This is a genomic window from Olleya sp. 1-3, assembly GCF_002836085.1.
Lineage (GTDB): Bacteria > Bacteroidota > Bacteroidia > Flavobacteriales > Flavobacteriaceae > Olleya > Olleya namhaensis.
Genome location: NZ_PJBW01000003.1, coordinates 210,571 through 233,072 on the forward strand (window position 1 = coordinate 210,571; position 22,502 = coordinate 233,072).

The 22,502-nt window shown below is 32.2% G+C and carries 25 protein-coding genes; 12 read left to right on the forward strand and 13 right to left on the reverse strand.

The features are described from left to right. Nucleotides 1-6 precede the first annotated feature (6 nt). The 3 genes from CXF54_RS04925 to CXF54_RS04935 all read right to left on the reverse strand — a co-directional run bounded on the left by CXF54_RS04925 (nt 7) and on the right by CXF54_RS04935 (nt 2,323). Entirely contained in the window at nt 7-807 is an 801-nt protein-coding gene (locus CXF54_RS04925; protein ID WP_090840535.1) for an outer membrane protein assembly factor BamD, read from the reverse strand. Between the two features lie 108 nt (nt 808-915). Then, nucleotides 916-1,803 carry a 4-hydroxy-tetrahydrodipicolinate synthase gene (dapA, locus tag CXF54_RS04930; protein WP_101202683.1) on the reverse strand — a complete coding sequence of 296 codons (888 nt, stop codon included), beginning with the start codon at nt 1,801-1,803 and terminating at the stop codon, nt 916-918. Then, nucleotides 1,796-2,323 (reverse strand): DUF6913 domain-containing protein, encoded by a 528-nt coding sequence (locus CXF54_RS04935; RefSeq protein ID WP_101202684.1) that lies wholly within the window; start codon nt 2,321-2,323, stop codon nt 1,796-1,798. Before CXF54_RS04935 ends, dapA begins: the two co-directional genes overlap by 8 nt. A 72-nt stretch (nt 2,324-2,395) precedes the next feature. Between CXF54_RS04935 and CXF54_RS04940 the strand changes: the two genes are divergently transcribed. Beyond that, complete coding sequence (locus CXF54_RS04940; RefSeq protein ID WP_101202685.1) at nt 2,396-3,154, forward strand: 5'-nucleotidase C-terminal domain-containing protein; 759 nt, start codon at nt 2,396-2,398, stop codon at nt 3,152-3,154. An 8-nt stretch (nt 3,155-3,162) separates the two neighbouring features. Beyond that, on the forward strand, nt 3,163-4,080 hold the full coding sequence (locus CXF54_RS04945) for a bifunctional metallophosphatase/5'-nucleotidase (RefSeq protein ID WP_090840544.1): 918 nt from the start codon (nt 3,163-3,165) through the stop codon (nt 4,078-4,080). A gap of 8 nt (nt 4,081-4,088) precedes the next feature. Here the strand turns inward: CXF54_RS04945 and CXF54_RS04950 are convergent, their stop codons facing one another. The 4 genes from CXF54_RS04950 to CXF54_RS04965 form a co-directional block, all read right to left on the reverse strand. Next, nucleotides 4,089-4,757, reverse strand: coding sequence for a hypothetical protein (locus CXF54_RS04950; protein ID WP_157823396.1), 669 nt, complete (start codon nt 4,755-4,757; stop codon nt 4,089-4,091). Between the two features lie 140 nt (nt 4,758-4,897). Next, on the reverse strand, nt 4,898-6,892 hold the full coding sequence (gene ligA, locus CXF54_RS04955) for an NAD-dependent DNA ligase LigA (RefSeq protein ID WP_101202687.1): 1,995 nt from the start codon (nt 6,890-6,892) through the stop codon (nt 4,898-4,900). A 66-nt stretch (nt 6,893-6,958) separates the two neighbouring features. Beyond that, on the reverse strand, nt 6,959-7,831 hold the full coding sequence (prmC, locus tag CXF54_RS04960; protein WP_101202688.1) for a peptide chain release factor N(5)-glutamine methyltransferase: 873 nt from the start codon (nt 7,829-7,831) through the stop codon (nt 6,959-6,961). A gap of 6 nt (nt 7,832-7,837) precedes the next feature. Then, the gene (locus tag CXF54_RS04965) at nt 7,838-8,332 is read right to left on the reverse strand and encodes a GNAT family N-acetyltransferase (protein WP_232782573.1); all 495 of its coding nucleotides are present in this window, start codon (nt 8,330-8,332) and stop codon (nt 7,838-7,840) included. A 66-nt stretch (nt 8,333-8,398) separates the two neighbouring features. On the opposite strand from CXF54_RS04965, the gene CXF54_RS04970 reads away from it, so the two are divergent. From CXF54_RS04970 to CXF54_RS04990, 5 genes are all read left to right on the forward strand, one after another. After that, complete coding sequence (locus CXF54_RS04970; RefSeq protein WP_090840552.1) at nt 8,399-8,854, forward strand: LEA type 2 family protein; 456 nt, start codon at nt 8,399-8,401, stop codon at nt 8,852-8,854. Between the two features lie 3 nt (nt 8,855-8,857). Next, entirely contained in the window at nt 8,858-9,844 is a 987-nt protein-coding gene (gene ribD / locus CXF54_RS04975; RefSeq protein WP_232782574.1) for a bifunctional diaminohydroxyphosphoribosylaminopyrimidine deaminase/5-amino-6-(5-phosphoribosylamino)uracil reductase RibD, read from the forward strand. A 77-nt stretch (nt 9,845-9,921) separates the two neighbouring features. Further along, entirely contained in the window at nt 9,922-10,533 is a 612-nt protein-coding gene (locus tag CXF54_RS04980) for an HAD family hydrolase (protein ID WP_090840554.1), read from the forward strand. Next, complete coding sequence (locus tag CXF54_RS04985; protein ID WP_101202689.1) at nt 10,533-11,396, forward strand: DMT family transporter; 864 nt, start codon at nt 10,533-10,535, stop codon at nt 11,394-11,396. The genes CXF54_RS04980 and CXF54_RS04985 overlap by 1 nt, the downstream gene beginning before the upstream one ends. Before the next feature lie 2 nt (nt 11,397-11,398). Further along, complete coding sequence (locus tag CXF54_RS04990) at nt 11,399-12,010, forward strand: IMPACT family protein (RefSeq protein WP_101202690.1); 612 nt, start codon at nt 11,399-11,401, stop codon at nt 12,008-12,010. Here CXF54_RS04990 and CXF54_RS04995 read toward each other — a convergent pair. Continuing rightward, nucleotides 11,999-12,397: an acyl-CoA thioesterase gene (locus CXF54_RS04995; protein WP_090840664.1), complete on the reverse strand. Its 399-nt coding sequence runs from the start codon at nt 12,395-12,397 to the stop codon at nt 11,999-12,001. The genes CXF54_RS04990 and CXF54_RS04995 overlap by 12 nt on opposite strands. Before the next feature lie 192 nt (nt 12,398-12,589). Between CXF54_RS04995 and dnaA the strand changes: the two genes are divergently transcribed. Genes dnaA through CXF54_RS05010 form a run of 3 tightly spaced genes read left to right on the forward strand, consistent with a single transcriptional unit; the run spans nt 12,590 to nt 15,229 of the window. Beyond that, entirely contained in the window at nt 12,590-14,017 is a 1,428-nt protein-coding gene (gene dnaA / locus CXF54_RS05000; RefSeq protein ID WP_090840560.1) for a chromosomal replication initiator protein DnaA, read from the forward strand. 13 nt (nt 14,018-14,030) lie between these two features. After that, nucleotides 14,031-14,492: a low molecular weight protein-tyrosine-phosphatase gene (locus CXF54_RS05005; protein WP_101202691.1), complete on the forward strand. Its 462-nt coding sequence runs from the start codon at nt 14,031-14,033 to the stop codon at nt 14,490-14,492. 20 nt (nt 14,493-14,512) lie between these two features. Next, complete coding sequence (locus CXF54_RS05010; protein WP_101202692.1) at nt 14,513-15,229, forward strand: SAM-dependent methyltransferase; 717 nt, start codon at nt 14,513-14,515, stop codon at nt 15,227-15,229. Here CXF54_RS05010 and CXF54_RS05015 read toward each other — a convergent pair. The 5 genes from CXF54_RS05015 to dapF form a co-directional block, all read right to left on the reverse strand. Next, the gene (locus tag CXF54_RS05015; RefSeq protein ID WP_090840566.1) at nt 15,226-15,891 is read right to left on the reverse strand and encodes a peptidoglycan-binding protein LysM; all 666 of its coding nucleotides are present in this window, start codon (nt 15,889-15,891) and stop codon (nt 15,226-15,228) included. The two genes, CXF54_RS05010 and CXF54_RS05015, sit on opposite strands and share 4 nt — an antisense overlap. A gap of 107 nt (nt 15,892-15,998) precedes the next feature. Further along, the gene (locus tag CXF54_RS05020; protein ID WP_101202724.1) at nt 15,999-16,949 is read right to left on the reverse strand and encodes a DUF2279 domain-containing protein; all 951 of its coding nucleotides are present in this window, start codon (nt 16,947-16,949) and stop codon (nt 15,999-16,001) included. Next, complete coding sequence (gene mltG, locus CXF54_RS05025; RefSeq protein WP_101202693.1) at nt 16,912-17,955, reverse strand: endolytic transglycosylase MltG; 1,044 nt, start codon at nt 17,953-17,955, stop codon at nt 16,912-16,914. Before mltG ends, CXF54_RS05020 begins: the two co-directional genes overlap by 38 nt. After that, nucleotides 17,945-18,478: a GNAT family N-acetyltransferase gene (locus tag CXF54_RS05030; protein ID WP_090840570.1), complete on the reverse strand. Its 534-nt coding sequence runs from the start codon at nt 18,476-18,478 to the stop codon at nt 17,945-17,947. Before CXF54_RS05030 ends, mltG begins: the two co-directional genes overlap by 11 nt. Then, the gene (gene dapF / locus CXF54_RS05035) at nt 18,472-19,251 is read right to left on the reverse strand and encodes a diaminopimelate epimerase (RefSeq protein WP_101202694.1); all 780 of its coding nucleotides are present in this window, start codon (nt 19,249-19,251) and stop codon (nt 18,472-18,474) included. Before dapF ends, CXF54_RS05030 begins: the two co-directional genes overlap by 7 nt. Nucleotides 19,252-19,377: 126 nt before the next feature. Here dapF and CXF54_RS05040 point away from each other — a divergent pair, with 126 nt between their 5' ends. Both CXF54_RS05040 and CXF54_RS05045 read left to right on the forward strand, forming a co-directional pair. Then, nucleotides 19,378-20,790 (forward strand): S1C family serine protease, encoded by a 1,413-nt coding sequence (locus CXF54_RS05040; protein ID WP_101202695.1) that lies wholly within the window; start codon nt 19,378-19,380, stop codon nt 20,788-20,790. A gap of 149 nt (nt 20,791-20,939) precedes the next feature. Continuing rightward, on the forward strand, nt 20,940-22,388 hold the full coding sequence (locus tag CXF54_RS05045; protein WP_090840576.1) for a glyceraldehyde-3-phosphate dehydrogenase: 1,449 nt from the start codon (nt 20,940-20,942) through the stop codon (nt 22,386-22,388). Nucleotides 22,389-22,502: the final 114 nt, after the last annotated feature.

Consider the following 22,502-nt stretch of genomic DNA (forward strand, 5'->3'; position numbering starts at 1 on the left):
TATATATTAGCTTTTGGTACTATATTTTTCTAATTGTTCTTTTAAATCTTCAACCATTTTATCTGCATCCTTATTAAACTCTGAGTCTGCATTTACTTTCTTAAAACTATTGTAGTAAGATATAGCTGTAGTTAATCTGTCTTGTTTTTTTGATTCTACACTCTTCATTCCTAAATGGTAAGCTGAATCAAATTTATAAAATAATGCCTTTTCACGCAGAGACGTCCCAGGAAAGTCTCCAATAAAATTATCAAAAGCACTTATAGAAGCTTTAAAATCTGAAATGTGATTGTATTGTTTTGCTGTACTATATGCCTTTAATTCTAACTTATATTGTAATTCTTTAACTAGCTCATTGATTTTAGGCATGAACTCTGAATTAGGGTATAAGTTTGCAAATACTTGTAATTTTTCTAAAGCATGCTCTGTATCATGTTGTTCTTTAGAAAACACAGGAGATAACGCTGCATAACTTAACGCACTTTTATAATACGCTTCTTCAACTTTATCACTTTTAGAGTATGACTTTGCAAAACGTTCAAATCTAAATCCAGCTTGAGCATTTAATCCCATATGAAAATAAGAATCCGCATCTAAGAACATTAGTTTTTCAGCTTGAGGCTTACCTCTATAAGCTGGTACTATTTGATCAAATAAACGACTGGCCTTACTATATTTACCATCCTTATAAAGCTGTTCCCCTAAGGCAAACTTTACAGCAATATCTTCAGACTTAAGCGCCTTTTGATACTCACTACAAGAAGTAAAAAATAAAAATGTGATTAAGATGTAAAATAAATTCTTCATAAAATTTTAACGAAGCGCAAAAATACGCTATTTAAATGGATTTTAAAAATATAATTTGATTGCTAAATTAATTGAAGGAATCAAGTTTAACGTAGGATTAAGTATAATTTAACTTTTATTAAAATTTGTTATAAAATCCGCTATACTGTTTTGTAGCATTTCTGTTGCTTCAACTAACGGTAATCTAACCGTTTTATTACAAAGTTCTAGATTGTTTAATACTGCTTTAATTCCTGCAGGATTATTTTCCGAGAAAATCAAACCAACAATATCCATCATTTTAAAATGAAGTGCATATGCCTCTTTAGCTTTCCCTTCTAATCCTAAGTTTATCATAGTAGAAAAGGCTTTTGGCAAGGCTTGTCCAATTACAGATATCACTCCTGCTCCACCTGCTAATACAACACCTAAAGCTAAATCGTCATCACCAGAAATTACAGAAAACCCTTCTGGCTTATCTCTAATTAACTCTAAATATTGTGCCATGTTATTTCCAGCTTCTTTTACTGCTACAACATTTTTAAAATCATTTGCTAAACGTAACGTTGTTTCTGGCGACATATTTTTAGCTGTTCTTCCTGGTACGTTATATAAAATAATATCTACCGGACAAACTTCAGCTATAGCTTTAAAATGTTGGTACATTCCTTCTTGAGTCGGCTTACTATAATAAGGTGTCACCGATAAAATCCCTGCAAATGCCGATAAATCTGTCGTTTTAATTTCTTCAATAACAGACATCGTATTATTACCTCCAACACCCAAAACCAAAGGTAAACGTCCTTTATTAAATGTGATTATTGCTTCTACAATATCCTTTTTTTCCTGTTTGGTAATTGTAACACTTTCTCCTGTAGTACCGCTTATAACTATATAGTCAGTTCCATTGGCAATATTATATTCTACAATTTTTTCTAACGCTTTGTAATCTACCGTTAAATCATTATTAAACGGTGTTACAATTGCTACTCCTGTACCTAAAAAAGGGTTATTCATTACTTAATTTATTTAAAATGTTTAGATATTTTATTAGTTCGGTTTTAAAAAGTGCCTTATCGTCTAATTTAGTTTCAATAATTAAATCGTTTAGATCCTGATTAGCATCGTATAGCCCTACTTTAAATTGGGCTTGAGTTGCGGCAGACACCACTTGAAGCGCTAAAGCATCAGATTGATAAAGGTTAATCAATAAATCAAACTTAGTGTTTACAAAGTCTTTTGCTGTTTGAGATTTTAATTGTCCTTTCCATCCAAGGTCTTTTTCAGAAAAGGTATTTGTGTAGACAGAGACCTCTTCTTTTTTTGTATTAAAAAGGGATAAAATCTTAAGGTTATTCAGGTTAACATTTAAGCTTTCTGCAAGCTGGTTAATCCATTCTAAATCAGAAAATTGTTGACCGTCAACAACTACTCCAATAGTTTTAATAATGGCGTTAGTAGGCTTTACAACTCTACTAGCGGTACATTTATTAATGTACTTTTTATTAGATTTTTCTTTAAATCCTTTTAAAATCATTTATCTTTATTCCTTTATTACAAATGTAGTAATTGTAACTATATATTAGCTTTAAATTATTCAACTTTAAATATGAATTATAAACACCTGTTAATCTTACTTTCGATAGTCTTAGTGTCGTCTTGTAAGAACGAAACTTACTCGTTAACAAAAATAGAAGGAAAAAAGATAACTATAACTGATACATTAGCAATAGATCCTGATGTTGATGCTTATATTAAACCATTCCGCGAAAGCTTAAATAAGGATATGAATACGGTCTTATCTTACGCTCCTGAAACCTACACAAAAAATGATGGTGATTTAAATACCGCTATTGGTAATTTAATGGCAGATGCAGTAATGCAGGAAAGCAATCCTATTTTTAACAAAAGAACAGGTAACAATATTGACATGGTACTTTTAAATCATGGAGGTATACGCTCTATCCTTTCTAAAGGAAATATTACGACTAGAACAGGATTTGAAATCATGCCTTTTGAAAACAGTATTGTTGTTGTTGCTTTAAAAGGCCCGCAAATAGATAGTTTAACCACTTACTTGAGTAGAGCAAAACGCCCACACCCAATTAGTGGATTACAACTAACACTTGACAAAAACTATAGCATTACGCAAGCCTTAGTCAATAACAAACCTATTGATAAACACAAAACATACTATGTAGCAACCAATGACTACTTATATAATGGTGGTGACGGTATGCGCTTTTTTCAAACTAATGACAGTTTATACGTTTTAAACTATAAAATTAGAAATGCCATGTTAGACTACTTCAAAAAAGTAGACACCATTAAACCAGTAATTGACAATAGATTTATCCAAACTAAATAACCAAAACAATGAAACGTAGAGACTTTATACAACAAGCAACAGCTGCTACTGCATTAATTACAGTTGGTGGTTATGGATTACAATCTTTTGCAACAACTGCTAAAACAAAAAAAATCACCATTTTACATACTAATGACGTACACAGTCATATAGATGCATTTGGACCTGAAGATGGTAGAAACGCTAATCAAGGTGGTGTAGCACGACGTGCAACCTTAATTGAAAACATAAGAACAGAAAACCCAAACACGCTACTTTTAGATGCTGGGGATATTTTTCAAGGAACGCCTTATTTTAATTATTATGGAGGTGAGTTAGAATTTAAGCTTATGAGTAGGCTTAAATACGACTTAGCAACTATAGGAAACCATGATTTTGATAACGGAATCGACGGTTTATATGCACAATTACCACATGCTAGTTTTGGTTTTGTATCTGCTAACTACGATTTTACAAATACTGTAATGGATACGCATGTTAAACCGTATCAAATCTTTAAAAAAGAAGGTATTAAAATTGGTGTTTTTGGATTAGGAATTGAATTGGATGGATTAGTTGACAAAACAATGTCTAAAGAAACTAAATATTTAGATCCTATTGAAGCTGCTCAAGAAATGACTAGAATCCTAAAAAAGGATGAAAAATGTGATTTAATAATCTGTTTATCTCACTTAGGGTATAACTACAAGAAAAATCCTGATAAAATTAGCGACTTAAGTTTAGCTAAAGCAACCAAAGACATTGACCTTATTATTGGAGGACATACACATACTTTTTTACCAAAACCTACAGTTGCACAAAACTTAGAAGGTAAAAATGTATTAGTAAACCAAGTAGGTTGTTACGGAATAAACTTAGGTAAGATTGATTTTTACTTTGAGCCTGACAGTACTAAGAAAGCAGAAGGAACATCTATTATAGTATAACAGTAGCGTTATACTATGGCTGGGGATTCTGTTTTATAAGAATCAAAATGTCTAATTTTAATATAGACATACAAGAAATAGAATCCTAGACCCATTAACATCGAGTAAATAATTTCTAATATTTGTTCTGAAGAAATAAACAAATAAGCCACTTGTACCATTTCTGAAAATACAATGCACACACTAGCCAAAAACAACAGCAAACTCTGCTTAGTTTGATGGTATAAGTAGTGTATTAATGCCAATGATAGCACTAATTGAATAAATACGTTATAAACTACGTCTATCACAAAATCCAAAGAATCTGTTTCAACCTTTGGATCTTCCAAAATCATCTCGTTTAAAGCATAAATTATATAGGCGTTAAAGACTACCAAAACAACTATTGGCAGTTTAAAGTCCTTAAATATCTTTTTAATTTCCAAATCTTTAACTAAAAAGATTATTAAAGATAAATAAGTTGCTATAATAAGATAATTAGCGCCATAAACCCCAATCAATTCATTAGCATCAAACACAACTTTTAATATTTCTACAATAGAAAATCCTATTAAAAAAAAACCAAAGAAATGATTGTGCACCTTTGTTAGACCATAGTAAAGATATGCAAAAAGTGGAAACACAAAAATCCAAGAATAGTCGGACACTATCGGCATATCAAAGATCCTTCCTGTCATAATAAATAGGACAAGAATAACCAGACACATCGAGACGACATTGAACTTTGTTAACTTCATTTTAAAGATTTGAGATTACGAAGATACACAAAAATGTAATTTAACGCAATAAAAAGTAGTTTATCCGATTTTTAATATCCTTACTCTAAGCTATTTAAAAAATCCTGCTCTGTAATTAACTCAATATTTAGCTTTTCTGCCTTATCTTTTTTACTCGGCCCCATATTGTCTCCTGCTACAATATAACTAGTCTTAGAAGAGATTGAGCTACTAACTTTACCGCCATTATCTTCTATTAGTTTTTTAAGTTCTGTTCTTGAAACCGAATGAAATACCCCTGAAACCACAATAACCTGACCTTTAAGCTTATCGGTTTGATTAGCAAGTTTTTCTGCCGAAATCTGTAATTGCAAACCATAAGTCTTTAGTCTATTAACTATATCTTGGTTTTTTGGGTCCGAAAAGAAATCCACAACACTCTCTGCTATTCTAATACCAATTTCGTTGACTTGCTCCAAATCTATAACCGATGCAAACGCTAACGCATCAATACTTTTATAATGTTTTGCTAATGTCTTAGCTACGGTTTCTCCAACAAAACGAATTCCTAAAGCAAACAATACACGCTCAAAAGGAATCTGTTTAGAGGCTTCAATACCTGCCAATAAATTATCAGCACTTTTTTCCGCCATACGCTCTAATGGTAACACTTGATCTTTAGTCAATGTGTATAAATCAGCATAATTATGTATTAGACCTGCTTTAACTAACAACGCAACAGTCTCACCACCTAAACCTTCTATATCCATTGCTTTACGCGAAATATAATGTTGTATACGTCCAATAACCTGAGGACTACATCCATTATAATTTGGACAAAAATGTTTTGCTTCACCAGCTTCTCTTTTTAGCAGCTGGTCACATTCAGGGCAGTTAGTAATGTATTCTGTTGGCTTAGAATCTGCAGGGCGTTCTTCTAAATTTACAGCAATAATCTTAGGGATTATTTCGCCACCTTTTTCAACATAAACCGTATCCCCTACTCTAATATCTAATTTTTCAATTTGATCAGCATTATGTAAAGACGCACGTTTTACAATAGTACCAGCCAACTCTACTGGCTCTAAATTAGCAACAGGCGTAATAGCACCTGTGCGCCCAACCTGGTAAGTAATACTATTTAAAACCGTACTTACCTGTTCTGCTTTAAACTTATAAGCCATTGCCCAACGTGGCGCTTTAGATGTAAATCCAAGTTCGTCTTGTTGATGTAAATTATTCACTTTAACAACAACACCATCGGTTTCATAAGGCAAATTATGTCTTGCTTGATCCCAATGATTTATAAACTCAAAAACCTCGTCTATACTTTGGCACAACTTAGCTTCTTGTGGTACTTTAAAGCCCATTTTTCGTGCCTTTTCTAGGCTTTCAAAATGTGTTTTATAATCAAAATCACCACCAACTAAACCATATAATAAACAATCTAAAGGGCGCTTAGCCACCTCTGCGCTATCTTGTAATTTTAAACTTCCTGATGCTGTATTACGTGGGTTTTTATAAGGCTCTTCGCCATTTTCCACACGCGCTTCATTCATTTTAATAAATCCATCATAAGGCAAAATAATTTCTCCCCTAATCTCAAACTCTTCAGCATAATCTCCTTTTAGTTGTAAAGGCACAGAGTTTATTGTTTTTATATTGGGTGTCACTTCATCCCCTTGCATACCATCACCACGCGTCACAGCTTTTAGCAAGCTACCATTTTGATACGTTAAATTTATAGACGCACCATCATATTTAAGCTCACAAACATATTCAACATCACCATCAATACTTTTTTTAATTCTTGTCTCCCAATCTTTTAAATCTTCTAAAGAGTAGGAATTATCCAAACTATACATCCTATGCTTATGCACAACAGTATTAAAGTTTTTGGTTATTGCACCACCTACACGCAATGTTGGCGAATTAGCATCATAAAATTCAGGATGAGCCTCCTCTAAAGCTTGTAATTCTTTTAATTGTATATCAAAATCGTAATCACTAATAGTCGGATTATCCAAAACATAATAATTATAATTATGCTCTCTTAACTGATCTCTTAATGCGTTTATTTTTAATTGTATGCTCATGCTGTTTTACTTCTAAATCTAATAATTACTATTGTTGCGGACTATTGCTTTTAACCAAATCTACAACTACCCTTTAGTCCCTTTTACCATACGGTCTTTTCCAAAAAAATCTTGTTTTAATTGGACATCTTTAAATCCATTATCTTCTAAAAGCTGAATCATTTCAGGACCTAAGTATTCGTTAATTTCAAAAAATAATTGCCCATTTTGTTTCAAGTGTTGCACTGCAAAAGCTGTAATTGCTTTATAAAAAAGCAACGGATTATCGTCCGCCACAAACAATGCCAAATGTGGTTCGTTTTCTAATACATTAGCCTGCATTTCTAACTTTTCTAAGTTTCTAACATAGGGCGGATTAGAAACAATAACATCAAACGTTATGTCTTTGAAAGCAGAATCTCCTTCAGTCATTGTTAATATATCACCAGCAACAAAATCGACCTCCACATTATTTAATACCGCGTTTTGTCTAGCTTGTTCTAACGCTTTCGCGGAAACATCAAGTGCAGAAACAGAACTTGGTACTATATTTTTTGCTAAGCTAATGGCTATACAACCACTTCCTGTACCAATATCTAATATCGAAACCTTAGCCTTGCTATTTTGTTCAGGATAAGCATCAACAACCAACTGTACCAACTCCTCTGTTTCTGGTCGTGGTATTAATGTATTAGCATTAACTTTAAAAGGCAACCCATAAAATTCTGTTTCGCCTAAAATATATTGTATTGGTGTATGTTGTTTTAAGCTCTCTAATGCCTTAAATAGTGGTTCTTGCTCTTCCTTTGTTATACTTATTTTAGTATCTAACGCCACATCCAATCTAGAAATATTACAATACTGTTCCGTTAACATAAAGAAAAAGGAAAATACTTCGTCTTTACCGTAAATAGCATCTAGTTCCTTATGGAATATTTGTTTTAAATCTTTTACTAACATCTATAATTATTGTAGTTTTTTTTCCATCCAAACACCACAACTAAAATGACCAGTATCACCTAATGGTCCTTCTAAATGTGTAAACCCATTAGATTCGTATATATGAATCGCTTCTTTTAAAGTTGGAATAGTTTCTAAATACGCCTTTTTAAAACCTAGTGATTGCCCTTTATTTAAACACTTTTCAAATAGTTTTTTACCAAAGCCTTTTCCGCGTAAGCGATTAGAAAAATACATTTTCTGAATTTCAAAAACATCAAACTCCATACCATTCAATGGTTTTAAACCACCACCACCTTCTACCTTACCGTCCACAACAACAACGTAATACACTTCGTTTTTTCCTGCATAAGATTCAAACATTTTTGGCGTTTCTTTATCTGTATACGCTGTACCCACTAATGGCATATCATATTCAATAAAAACACCACGTATAACTGCTTCAATTTGCGCATTGTCTTCCGGCTGGATTTCTCTTATTTCAATAGTAGTATTAGTCACTTTTAAATAGTATTTTTGTCCGTATATTTTAGAGGATGAAGATACATTAAATCTAAAAAAAGACACATGAAGAGCACACTAATCTTATTAACAATATTAACCTGTTTTATTAGCTGTAAAGTCACAGAGAAGCCAGAGTTTATTAAAGTTGAAAATATAAAAGTACTAAAATCGACTTCTAAATTTATTACAATTACTGCAGATGCCTTTTTTTTAAACCCTAATAATATTAGTGGTCAATTAAAAACAGACGGGATTAAAGTTATTGTTAATAATAGTGAGTTAGCCTCTGTAACTAGCGAAAGTTTTAAAGTACCAGCTAAAAAAGAATTTAGTATTCCTTTACAAGCCAAAATACCTACAGACAGCCTTTTAAGTAACAAAAATTTAAGCAGCTTGCTGGGTAGTTTTTTAAATAAAAAACTAAAAGTCCAATATATTGGCGAAATAAAATATAAAGTCCTTGGGTTTTCTCACACTTACAAAGTGGACAGAACAGAAAATGTAAAAATCAAACTTTAAAATTTGACGGATCAATATTACATAAAACGCGCTTTACAAATTGCTAAAAATGGATTAGGACAAACACGTCCAAATCCAATGGTTGGTAGTGTTATTGTATTAAATGACCAGATTATAGGCGAAGGTTTTACTAGTAAATACGGTGGTAATCATGCTGAAGTCAACGCCATAAATAGTGTTACAGACAAAGCTTTATTAAAAGAAGCTACAATATATGTTACACTAGAACCTTGCAGTCATTATGGAAAAACACCTCCTTGTAGCGATTTAATAATCCACCATCAGATACCAAATATTGTTATTGGCTGCGTGGATGATAACCATGAGGTTGCCGGAAAAGGCATCAAAAAACTAATGGAAGCAGGTCGTAATGTTAGAGTTGGTGTTTTAGAAGCCGAATGCAAAGCACATCACAAACGTTTTTTTACGTTTCATAACAAAATACGTCCGTATATTATCTTAAAATGGGCCCAATCAATCGATGGGTTTATTGCGCCAAAAACTAAAGACGAACAAAAACCCGTTTGGATTACTAATACCTATTCTAGACAATTAGTACATAAATGGAGAGCCGAAGAGCAAGCTATTTTAGTGGGTACAAATACAGTTATTAAAGATAATCCTACCTTAAATGTCAGAGATTGGACTGGTCAAAACCCTGTCCGTATTGTTTTAGATCGTAATAATTTATTATCTGATCAATATGCTATATTTAATACAGACGCAGAAACAATTACATTCAAAGACCATACGATAAAAGCAATTTGCGACCATCTACACAAAGAAAACATAAACTCAATAATTATAGAAGGTGGCTCTAAAACCTTACAACTATTTATTGATGCTAATTTATGGGATGAAGCTAGAGTGTTTTCTGGAAAAATCAAATTTAAAGACGGTATTAAAGCACCTAAATTTGATGGCCAATTAATCAAAGACACTACTATTTTAGACGATACACTAAATATTTACACTAATAAAAACAGATAACACTAATACGTTTAAGTAAACAAATTAGCACTGACCAATACAACTATAGCGCAATGCTGTAGCAGAAATAAAAAACTATGATTAAAACTATAATATTCGATTTTGGAGATGTCTTTATCAATTTAGATAAAGAAGGCGCTATGACTAACGCTTTAGAGTTATTTGAAATTGAAGAATTATCAGAAGAACTGATTGCTTTTAATAGCTTTTACGAACAAGGTTTGATTGATACAGACGAGTTTATTGATTTTTACATGGACAATTTTCCTAAACTATCAAAAAAAGAGATTACTGAAGCATGGAATTATATTATCTGCGACTTTCCGTCTAGTCGTTTAGAGTTTATACAGCAACTAGCAAAAGACAAAAAATACAATCTGATACTATTAAGTAACACCAATGCACTGCATATAGAATGTATCCAAAAGCATATTTCGTTTTACGACGATTTTAAAAATGCGTTTAACAAGTTTTACTTATCTCACGAAATTCAGTTACGTAAACCAAACGCAGATATCTTTCAGTTTGTACTAGATCAAAACAAGCTTAAACCTGAAGAATGTCTTTTTATTGATGATACTAAAGAAAACACTGATGCTGCAAGCACGCTTGGTATAAATGTTTGGAATAACGATCCAAAAACACAAGATATTATAGATTTATTTACCATTAAAAAAGAATTGTTTTAATGTATTTAATTTTTAGTATTTGTGCTTCTACTTTAATTTTTGTGATTTTTAAAGTTATTGGAAAAAGAAACATTAACACATTACAAACCATTGTATTTAATTATTTTACTGCGTTTACTTGTGGTATTTTAAGTTATGATTCTCCTGTTATTATTGAAGACATCATAAGCTCTAAATGGTTTTTTGGTGCTATTGGATTAGGATTTCTATTTATAGCAATTTTTAATGTCATGGCTCTGACCGCACAACGTATCGGGTTATCTGTAGCATCCGTAGCTAGTAAAATGAGTGTTGTGATACCAATAATTTTTGGACTTTTTGTCTATAACGAAAGTTTAGGATGGCAAAAAGGTATTGGAATTATATTAGCATTGGTTGCTGTATATCTAGCGTCTCAGAAAGAAAAAACTAATGCCCGGTTTTCAATTAAAAGTTTATGGCTACCGATAATACTATTTTTAGGATCAGGAACTATTGATACTTCTATAAAATATTTAGAAACTACATATGTGGCAGATAATGGTATTCCAATATTTTCTGCAACTATCTTTTTTATAGCCGGATTGATTGGTATTGGCCTACTTTCCGCGAAAGCGATACAAAAAACATTCACTTTTGATCCAAAAAGTGTTGTTGCAGGTGTTATTTTAGGTATTGTTAACTACTACTCTATTTACATGTTGTTAAAAGCCTTAAATGCAGACAATTTTGAAAGCTCCACTATATTTACTGTTAACAATGTTGCCATAGTAATGCTATCTACATTATTAGGTCTTGTACTTTTTAAAGAACGACTACTTCCAAAAAACTGGATTGGTATTGGCGTTGCTATACTATCAATACTTTTGGTAACTTTAGCATAATTATGGAAAATGACGCTTACAAAACAATAACAAAACCATCTGAAGAGGTCCTTTTTAAGGATAAAAACTCTAAATTTTTTGGATATGCTTTTCCTGTAAAAACAGAAGAAGACATTAAGCAGCATTTAGAAGACTTAAAAAAACAGCACCACCAAGCCAGACATTGGTGTTATGCTTATCAAATTGGTACTGAAACTATTGCTTATCGTGCCAATGACGACGGAGAACCAAACAATAGCGCAGGAATGCCTATTTACGGGCAAATCCAATCGTATGAAGTCACCAATATACTTATAGTTGTTGTGCGATACTTTGGAGGCGTTAAATTAGGTGTTGGAGGCTTAATAAATGCTTACAAAACAGGCGCCCAATTAGCTTTGGAAGCATCCAAAATTGTAACACGCACCATTAACAAAACCTTTCTAATCACTTTTGATTATAAAAACATGAATAAAGTCATGCGGGTTATAAAAGAGAAAAATCTAAAGGTTATTAACCAAAAATTAGAATTAGATTGTCAAATCACAATTTCGGTTAGAAAAAAAGATGCGTCTACAATTTTTGAAATTTTTGAAAATATTTACGAAGTAAATATAAAATCATTATCCATTTAAAGCATCTAAAAAATACTTTGGCGGTCTAGTTGGACGTTTTGTTTTCATGTCTAAAAAAGCTAAAACCACACTTGCTGTACACATAATTTGACCCAAATCATTTAGTATTTCGTAGTCAAATTCAACCATAGCTGTAGGTGCCTTTTTAAGTTGTGTTTTTACTTTAATAACATCATCATAAAGTATTGGTTTTTTGAAATTTAAAGCCATAGACACAACTGGTAAACCAATCCCTTCTTCCTCCATTTTTCGGTAAGAAATGTTTAATTTTCGTAGCCATTCAATCCTAGCCATTTCTAGATATAATGCGTAATTCCCATGATGAACCACACCCATCTGATCGGTTTCTGCATAACGTACTCTTATTTCAATTTCATCTTGTTTTATACCCATTATCTTAAATATTTTTTGTAGTTTCGAATTGCTAAACAACATGCACAAAAAAAACTGAATATTCAATAGTAATTCATTTTTTTTTTACGTTTTTTGTTCACATATTTGCCAAGCTTAAGAACGGAACTGTTCATTGCTATTATCAGAACAAAAGTAACTAACTTAGAAATACCTTTTAAATTTAACATGAGTGTAACTGCGCAAACGGTCTGGAATAATTGTCTCCTTTTTATAAAGGATAATATCCAACCACAAGCTTACAAAACTTGGTTTGAACCTATTGTAGCGGTTAAGCTTGCAGATAATGCGCTTAGTATACAAGTACCAAGTAAGTTTTTTTACGAGTGGCTTGAAGAGCATTACGTTAAACTTTTAAAAGTATCTTTAACTAAAGAGCTGGGTGAAACTGCCAAATTGGTTTACATTATTAAAATGGAAAACACGTATGGTAATAAACAACCTTTTACTGAAAAAATTCCGAGTTCTAATAGAAGCGCTGTAAGGTCTCAAAATGTAGACGTACCGCTTAATAATAAGAACCGCGAATTACGTAACCCGTTTATAATTCCTGGAATTAGAAACGTAAAAATCGAATCTCAACTTAATCCAAACTACAACTTTGATAACTTTTTAGAAGGTGATTCAAACCGTTTAGCACGTAGTGCAGGTTTAGCAGTCTCTGCAAAGCCAGGTGGAACGTCTTTTAATCCATTATTAATTTTTGGTGGTGTTGGTTTAGGTAAAACACATTTAGCACACGCTATTGGTGTTGATATAAAAGATAAATACCCAGAAAAAACTGTTTTATATATTTCTGCTGAAAAATTTACGCAACAATATATTGACTCTGTTAAAAAGAACAACCGTAACGACTTTATACATTTTTATCAATTAATTGATGTATTGGTTATTGACGATGTTCAGTTTTTATCAGGAAAGTCTGGAACACAAGATGTATTCTTCCATATATTTAATCATTTGCATCAAAATGGTAAGCAAGTTATTTTAACTAGTGACAAGGCGCCCGTAGATATGCAAGATATTGAGCAACGCTTACTATCAAGATTTAAATGGGGATTATCTGCTGAATTGCAAACACCTGACTTTGAAACGCGTGTCTCTATATTAAAAAACAAATTATACAGAGATGGTGTTGAAATGCCTGACGATATTATTGAATATGTTGCTAAAAACATAAAATCAAATATCCGAGAGCTAGAAGGTGCTATTATTTCTTTAATTGCTCAATCCTCTTTTAATAAAAAGGAAATCAATATTGAGTTGGCTAAACAAGTTGTAGAAAAGTTTGTAAAAAATACCAAGAGAGAAGTATCTATAGATTATATCCAAAAGATTGTCTCAGATTATTTCCAAATGGATGTGGATACATTACAATCTAAAACTAGAAAGCGTCATATTGTACAAGCTAGACAATTAGCTATGTTTTTTGCTAAAAAACTAACTAAAGCATCTCTTGCCAGTATTGGTTCTCAAATAGGAAAACGTGATCATGCAACTGTATTACACGCCTGTAAGACCGTAGATAATTTATCATCTACAGACAAGCAGTTTAAAAAATACGTTGAGGATTTAACGAAGAAACTTTCGGTTTAAATTTCATTTTAAAATGACTAATATTTTAATGGTATGCTTAGGAAACATTTGTCGTTCTCCTCTAGCTGAAGGTATCTTACAATCAAAATTAAACCCTGAATTGTTTACTGTAGATTCTGCCGGAACTAGTAGCTACCATATTGGAAACAAACCAGATCCAAGATCAATAAGTACTGCCAAAAAGCACAATATTGACATTACTAAACAACGTGCTAGACAATTTACTAAACAAGATTTTATAGATTTTGATATTATCTATGCAATGGATAAGTCAAACTTTGCTAATATTATAGCATTAGCTGAAAATGAAGCACAACACTCTAAAGTCAAATTAATTTTAAACGAAAGTTTTCCCGACAAAAACTTAGATGTGCAAGATCCGTATTACGGTGGTGACAACGGTTTTGAAAAAGTGTACACCCTTTTAGCGGATGCTTCCGAAAAAATTAGCACCAAATTAAACAGCCTTACTTAATTTTATACCTTTACAGTACTATGACTAAAGGAAAACTATATTTAATACCATGTACATTAGGAGAATCAAATCCCTTTAATGTATTACCTGCTCAAGTAAAAACCATTATTGATAGTTTAGACACCTTTGTTGTCGAAAACTCTAAAGCAGCCCGAAAATTTATAAAAACTATTGCTCCAGATAAGGCTCAAGCTAGCTTAAACCTTTTTGAACTTAATAAATTTACAGAAGTTACAGATTTACCTAATTTTATCAAACCCTGTTTAGAAGGTAAAAATTTAGGTTTAATATCTGATGCTGGATGCCCAGGAATTGCAGACCCTGGCGCAGATATAGTTAGTTTAGCACATAAAAACAATATACAAGTAGTACCGTTAGTTGGTCCTTCTTCTATCCTATTAGCCATGATGGCTTCCGGTATGAATGGACAAAGCTTTGCTTTTAACGGGTACTTACCGATTGATAAAGGTGAGAAAAAATCAGAATTAAAACGTTTAGAGCGTTTAAGTTTTGAACATAACCAAACACAGTCTTTTATTGAGACACCTTATAGAAACAATAAGCTTCTAGAAGACCTTTGTAGCGTCTTAAGTGATAGTACAGAGATTTGTGTGGCTTGTGACATTACATTGCCTACAGAGTTTATTAAAACACAAACAGTGAGTCAATGGAAAAAAAATAGTGTTGACCTACATAAGAGACCAACACTATTTATCATTCACAAAAGCCAATATTAAGCGCTTTCGTATTTTACTTTTACCTTTTTTAAAGGTTTAATTAAAGAGGTATCATAACCTGAAAACTTCTTCATGTAATACTTTATGGTTGCACCATTTGCATCTGCAAATCCTTGCTCTCCATAACTTCTTAAAAATTTCTTTACGCTTCCTGGTCCTGCTAAATGCGCTGCAGCCAATATACCCGATTCCGTAACTTTAACACCTTTGATATACTTGTTGTTAAAACGTTTGATATCCTTACGTAATACCCATTTGTTACGTTGTGCATTTGCTATAAATGCTTTTTCCTGTAACTCAGGATTACTCAAAAAATACTGAGGATGATGGATACCTAAAACTTTTAATGTACTTTTTCCAAATTGATATTTTCCTAAGTAACCAAATTGGTTTACTCTAAAATAATCATTTTGAGATTCTTTAAATCCTAAAGCTTCTTTAAAACCTGTAAACGTTTTACCTAATTTAGGTGTAAACGCTGTTCTATTAAATGCTTTTACGTTTGAAGCAATATTTGCATATTGTATATTTTCAAAGTCAACGTTGTTAAACTCAATTTCATCTACTAATGTAGCATCATTTTTAGTGGTAACAAATACAACTAAAAGTAAAATTGATATTGTAAACGTTAGGGATAATAACTTTCCAATATTTTTTTTCATTTGTTTTTGATTTAAAAGTCTGTTTTTTAATATTATAAAGACTTAAATTTCAGCGTGCAAATATACAACAAATAATTAAATACTGAAAATCAATATGTTAACTTATGTTAAAAGTAAATTAAGTGCCCTTTTAGCTTCCCGCTACTATTGATTTCTAGTGTTGGAAACGGTACTTTTATAACATTAATTATGTTAAAAAGCTGTTTAAAAAATGTAGAATCGGTCTTGATTTTGGTTAAATCCATATCTAGACTTAAATAAAATTGTTTGGTTCTGTCTTGATTTGTAAAATTGATATTTTGTAATTGATTAGTACCATATAGTAAACCATCCACCCCATAACCAACAGCTAGATTTAACCATTTTGGTAATTTACTGTCTTTAAAAAAAGAATGCAGGTTAGCACTTAACCAATAGGTCTGCCCATTATAATCCTTTATAAATTCCTCAAACACCCCATTACCCAGTTTATCTGGATTTTGATTAGCGTAAGGACTTTGGTTAAAAGAATATTTTAGTTGAACACGTTGCTCTTCCCACAACAGCTCTTGTCCAATAAATAGCCCTGCTCCTGCTGCATTAGCGGTAAAGTCTCCCCAAGAAAAACCCCATTCTTCAGAAAAACCATCTAAAACTTCCACTGCTGTTAAAAAAGAAAAGCCAAGTGTTGCTCCGTAAATTAGTTGATTCTTTTTACTCACTCCACTCCAATGTAACGCTTGAGATCCAAAACGTCCTAATTGATAAGCTGTAAAGCTATGCCCCAACTTATCCATTTTAAACCATTCTGAATTATCATTAGTACTATGAAGGTTAGAACGATCAAAATCAGAATACCACAAAGCGTTTAAACCTATTATAGATAAAGACGCTAAGCTAGCTTCCGTTATAATAACTGCGTTTTTACGTGACACATTAAGTGTATCACTAGGTTTAAAAAACTGAGAGTGATTGTTTTGTGCAATTGTACTACCTGTAATTAAAAAGGCATATATAATTAGTACTGTTTTAAGCACACCTTTATCTGTTAACACCTTTGCTATTAATCCAACGGACATACTCATTTTTATTAGCATTATGTTGACTTAAATTTTTAGCAAATTTGTGATATCCAAAATTTTTGACATTAGCTACAAAATAATAGTACCCGTGCCTTTCTGCATTTAAAACAGCATCAATAGCAGATACATCTGGCATTGTGATTGGTCCCGGTGGAATCCCTCGGTATTTATAAGTATTGTAAGGCGAATCTATTTCTAAATCTTTATATAACACACGTTTTATAACTTGATCAAAATCGTTCTCTTTTAATTTCTTAGAATAAATAACTGTTGGATCGGCTTGTAAAGGCATACCAACTTTTATTCTATTTAAATACACACCAGCAACTCTTGGCCTTTCGTCTACCTTAGCGGTTTCTTTTTGAACGATAGATGCAATAGTAACAACTTCGTTTACAGAAAGATTTAATGCTTTACGCTTTGCTTGACGCGAATCATTCCAAAAACGATAGTATTCTTTTAGCATTTTATCTCTAAAGCCTTCAGCTGATGTATTCCAGAAAAACTCGTAGCTATTAGGAACATACATATTTAATACTGTTTGGTTTGTAAACTTATGCTTGTCCAAAAATACTTTATCTGTCATGGCTTGCAACAGTGACAAACTATCCGGTTCTATTTGCTCAGCAATACGCCCTGCTAAATTTTGAATACGTTCTTGATTATTAAAGCTTAATTTTATTGGAATATTTTTACTTCTAATAGAGTTAATAATATCATTATTACTCATGTTTTTATCAATAGCAAAACGTCCTGCTTTAATATTTGTCGTATATTTTTTACGTTGTGCTAATGCATCAAAACTATCAATATCCTTTAATAAAGGTACCAACTGCTCTCTAACCTGATCATAATTAGCATTGGTTGGTACGTAAATATAGGCTGTGTCATTATTAAATGCAGTGTTTTGTTTAAACATCGCACCATAAATAAAATAAGCAAAATAAGCAGCAATTACTAGTCCTATTAATGCTATTGCTACTAAGATTTTTTTAATATACATTGGTATTAATTAATTGAAATAAATATTCGTTTTTGTATTGACCATTTAAATAATTCCAGTCTTTTTTAAGACCAATTTCTTTAAATCCCTGATTTTTAAATAATGCTAAACTAGCTGTATTATCCTCACTTATATTGCAATATAATTGGTGCAAATCTAAATGCTTAAAACAATAACTAGTTAGTAGTTGTAAAGCTTCTTTACCATTACCTTTTTGCCTATCATCGGTTTCTTTTATTAAAATACCAATTCCTGCACGTCTATTTTTAAAGTCAAAATCAAAGACATCAATCATACCCATAGCCTGATGCTTATAATTACAGATAACTAACCGCAACTGCTTTACTTCAAAAATATCTTTATGTGCTTGATCTAAATATTGCTTGATTAAATATTTAGAGTACGGCGTTATGGTATTGCTTATTTCCCAAATAGATTCGTCATTTTCAATGGTATGAATAAATGATAAATCTTCAGGCTCTAAAGCACGTAAATAAATATGTTCACCTTTTAATGTTAACATGCTATTTCGCCTTTAAAAACTTGCGTCGCAGGTCCTATTAACATGACCTTTTTATAACTATTACCGTCTTTTACAAAAGACACTTTTAACGCGCCGCCTTGTACGTTTAAGTTAATGGTAGTACCAACACTGTTTCCTGTGTTATGCATTGCAATTGCAACAGCGGTAACGCCAGTACCACAAGATAAGGTTTCGTCTTCTACACCTCTTTCATAGGTTCTAACCGTGTAAGTATCTTCATTAACCTTTTCTACAAAGTTAACATTTGTACCGGCTTGATTATAAGGTTGACCATATCTAATTTTTTTACCTTCATTTTTAACATCAAAATGCGCTAAGTCTGCAACAAACTGCACGTGATGTGGTGAGCCTGTATCTAAAAACTGATGATTTTTAAAGCTTTCGACCGTGTCCACGTCCTTCATTTGTAAATGGATAATGTTATCCTCAATTTTTGCAAAATGCAAACCGTCTGTTGCTTCAAACGTTGTCTGATCTGTAATCAACTGCAAAAATTCCGCGAAAGCGACAATACAACGTCCACCATTACCACACATACTACTTTCGTTTCCGTCTGCATTATAATAGACCATTTTAAAGTCCTCCGTTGGGTGGTTTTCTAGTAAAATTAGACCGTCTGCTCCAACGCCAAATTTACGGTCGCATAAAAAAGCAACCAATTTGGTATTGTTTTTGTCAAACACATTTTGTCTGTTATCGATCATGACAAAGTCATTACCTGTTCCTTGATATTTATAAAAAGTCAACGTCATTGGGATGAAAAATTGAATGACAAATATAAGTTTTTTCAGTTGTTAAAACGTCGTTAAAGTTGAAATAGGCATTCAATATTTAATTAATTTTAATCGTTATCTAATTAAATCTAAACTAAGTATTTTATGAAGAAGATGTTAACTTTGGTTTTAGTTTCGGTATTAGGAGGCGCAATTACTCTAGGAACATACAAAACCTTTCTTGAAAAAGATGAACAAAAAATTGCCAACACAACAACGCAGGAAACACCAGTGTATTTACCTGCCAATTATAACACAAACACGACTGCTTTAGCTGCTGCTGAAGGCATTAATTTTACCACTGCTGCAGACAAAACAGTACATGCTGTAGTCCACGTTAAAAACGTTGCTTTAAATACAGCACAACCTACTTTGCAAGACTTATTTTATGGTCGTGTGCCACAAAAAAGGCAGTTAGGAACTGGAAGTGGTGTAATTATATCGCCTGATGGTTATATAATTACTAATAACCATGTTATTGAAGACTCTGAAGCGTTAAGTATAACACTTAATGATAATAGAACTTTAAAAGCTAAAATTGTAGGAACTGACCCAAAAACGGATATTGCTTTACTAAAAGTTGAAACTGAAGACCAACTACCTTACACCACATTTGGGGATAGTGATACGGCTAAAATCGGAGAATGGGTCTTAGCGGTTGGTAATCCGTTTAATTTAACGTCTACTGTTACTGCAGGGATTATTAGTGCAAAATCTAGAGATTTAAGTGGTAGAAGCACACAGTCTTTTATACAAACAGATGCTGCGGTAAATCCGGGTAACTCAGGTGGGGCTTTGGTAAACACTGCGGGTCAGCTAATTGGTATTAATACTGCTATATCGTCTCAAACGGGATCATACATTGGTTACTCTTTTGCTGTGCCTAGTAATATTGCTAAAAAAGTAGTCCAAGATATTATGGAGTTTGGTAATGTACAAAATGGTATTTTAGGTGTTATTGGAGGTTCTTTAAACAGTTCTTCTGCAGAAAAACTTGGAGTTGCTGAGACGGAAGGTTTTTATGTCGACGATGTCGAAGAAGACACCGGTGCATCTGAAGCCGGTATTAAAAGTGGCGATATTATTAAAATGGTTGATAATATTAAGATTAAAAAGTTTAGTGATCTTAGAGGTTTTCTAGATACTAAACGTCCAAATGACATTGTTAATATTACACTTTTACGTGATGGTGTAGAAAAAGAGGTTGCTGTAACCTTGCTTAAAAACAACACCTATATACTACCAGTAATTGGTGTTATTAAAAATGCTAAACCTGAAGACCTAAAAAAGTACAAAACTAAAAATGGTGTAAAAATCACAAAGGTTAATGGGACTTATGGTCAATATTTACAAGCAGAAGGGATTGAAGAAGGTAATATTATAACTGCCATCAATAATATTAAAGTAAATACAATCGAGGATGTGGATACGATATTAAAAAATAGAGATACGTATCAACCGTTAAGTATCGAATTAATAAACTCTAAAGGAGAAACAAATCGTTACGGTTTAAGATAATTACTATTTAAACGTTAAAAAAAGCCCTTAATTTTAAAAATTAAGGGCTTTTAAATTTTTATACTTTTTCCTTTACGAAATCGTTTGAAATCAATACTTTTGCCGAAAATTTACATAATAAATTAACAACACACACTAAATAATTTAAAATGTCCATTAACGAAACTTACGAAAACGAATTAGCGTTTCAAGCAGACAGAAGACGAGCTACAGTCGAATTTATTAAAATTGTTAGCGATTTGTGGTATGACAAATCTATCGAATTGGTGCTTTTTAGAAACCAACTAATTGATAGAAATGTGTCTCAAATATTAAACCTACATGAATATGCAGGTGAATTTGTAGAAAAACCTATTTCTATATTTGATTCTGTAGAGATTGCTCAAGCTATTCAAACGCTAGACGTCCCTCCTGCTAAACTTGATATTGGTAAATTAACTTACGAGTACCATTTAGAAGAAAAAAAATACAGCAATGCATTAGCATTTGTATCTAATCAACTTAAGGGTGCTAGTAAAACTAAAGACATTACACCTAAAGACGTAGTACTTTACGGTTTTGGTCGTATTGGTCGTTTAGTTGCTAGAGAGTTAATGACACGTACTGGAAAAGGTAGTCAATTACGTTTACGTGCTATTGTTACTCGTGGTAAATTAGATGCAACCGTATTAGAAAAACGTGCTGCATTATTACGTAACGATTCTGTACACGGTGATTTTTCAGGAACAGTTACTACAGATTTAAAAAATGAGGCTTTAATAATTAACGGTACTACAGTTAAAATTATTAATGCTAATCAACCAGAAGATATAGATTATACTAAATACGGTATTAACAATGCATTAATCATTGATAATACAGGAGTGTTTAGAGATAAAGAGGCTTTAACAAGATTAAAAAGCTCTCCAGGAGCAGATAAAGTTTTACTTACTGCACCAGGAAAAGGAATTCCTAATATTGTTTATGGTGTAAACCATTTAGAAAACAATCCTGATAAAATAGATATTTTTTCTGCTGCATCTTGTACTACCAATGCCATTACGCCTATCTTAAAAGCAATGGAAGATACGTACGGTGTAAAAAGTGGACACTTAGAAACTATCCATGCGTATACTAACGATCAAAATTTAGTGGATAACTTCCATAGTAAATACCGTCGTGGACGTGCAGCTGCATTAAACATGGTAATTACAGAAACTGGAGCTGGAAAAGCGGTCTCTAAAGCATTACCTAGTTTTGAAGGTAAATTAACATCAAACGCTATTCGTGTACCTGTACCAAACGGATCTTTAGCCATTTTAAATTTAGAATTAGACTCAGAAACTACTGTAGAGCAAATTAATGAAACCATTAAAAAGTATGCTTTAGAAGGTGATTTAGTAGAGCAAATTAAATATGAAATGAGTGACGAGCTAGTATCTACGGATATTATTGGTAGCTCTGCGCCTTCAATATTTGATAGCAAAGCGACTATAGTTAGAACAGATGGTAAAAATGCAATCTTATATGTTTGGTATGATAACGAGTACGGTTACAGCCATCAAGTTATCAGATTAGCTAAGTATATTGCTAAAGTAAGACGTTTTACGTATTACTAACATCTAAAATTTAATTATCAACGTATATATAAAAGCCTCGCAATTGTGAGGCTTTTTGTTATTTTTAAGCCAAAAAGCAAACCTTTTTTTATATTTTCGCAAAGCGAAAGACAA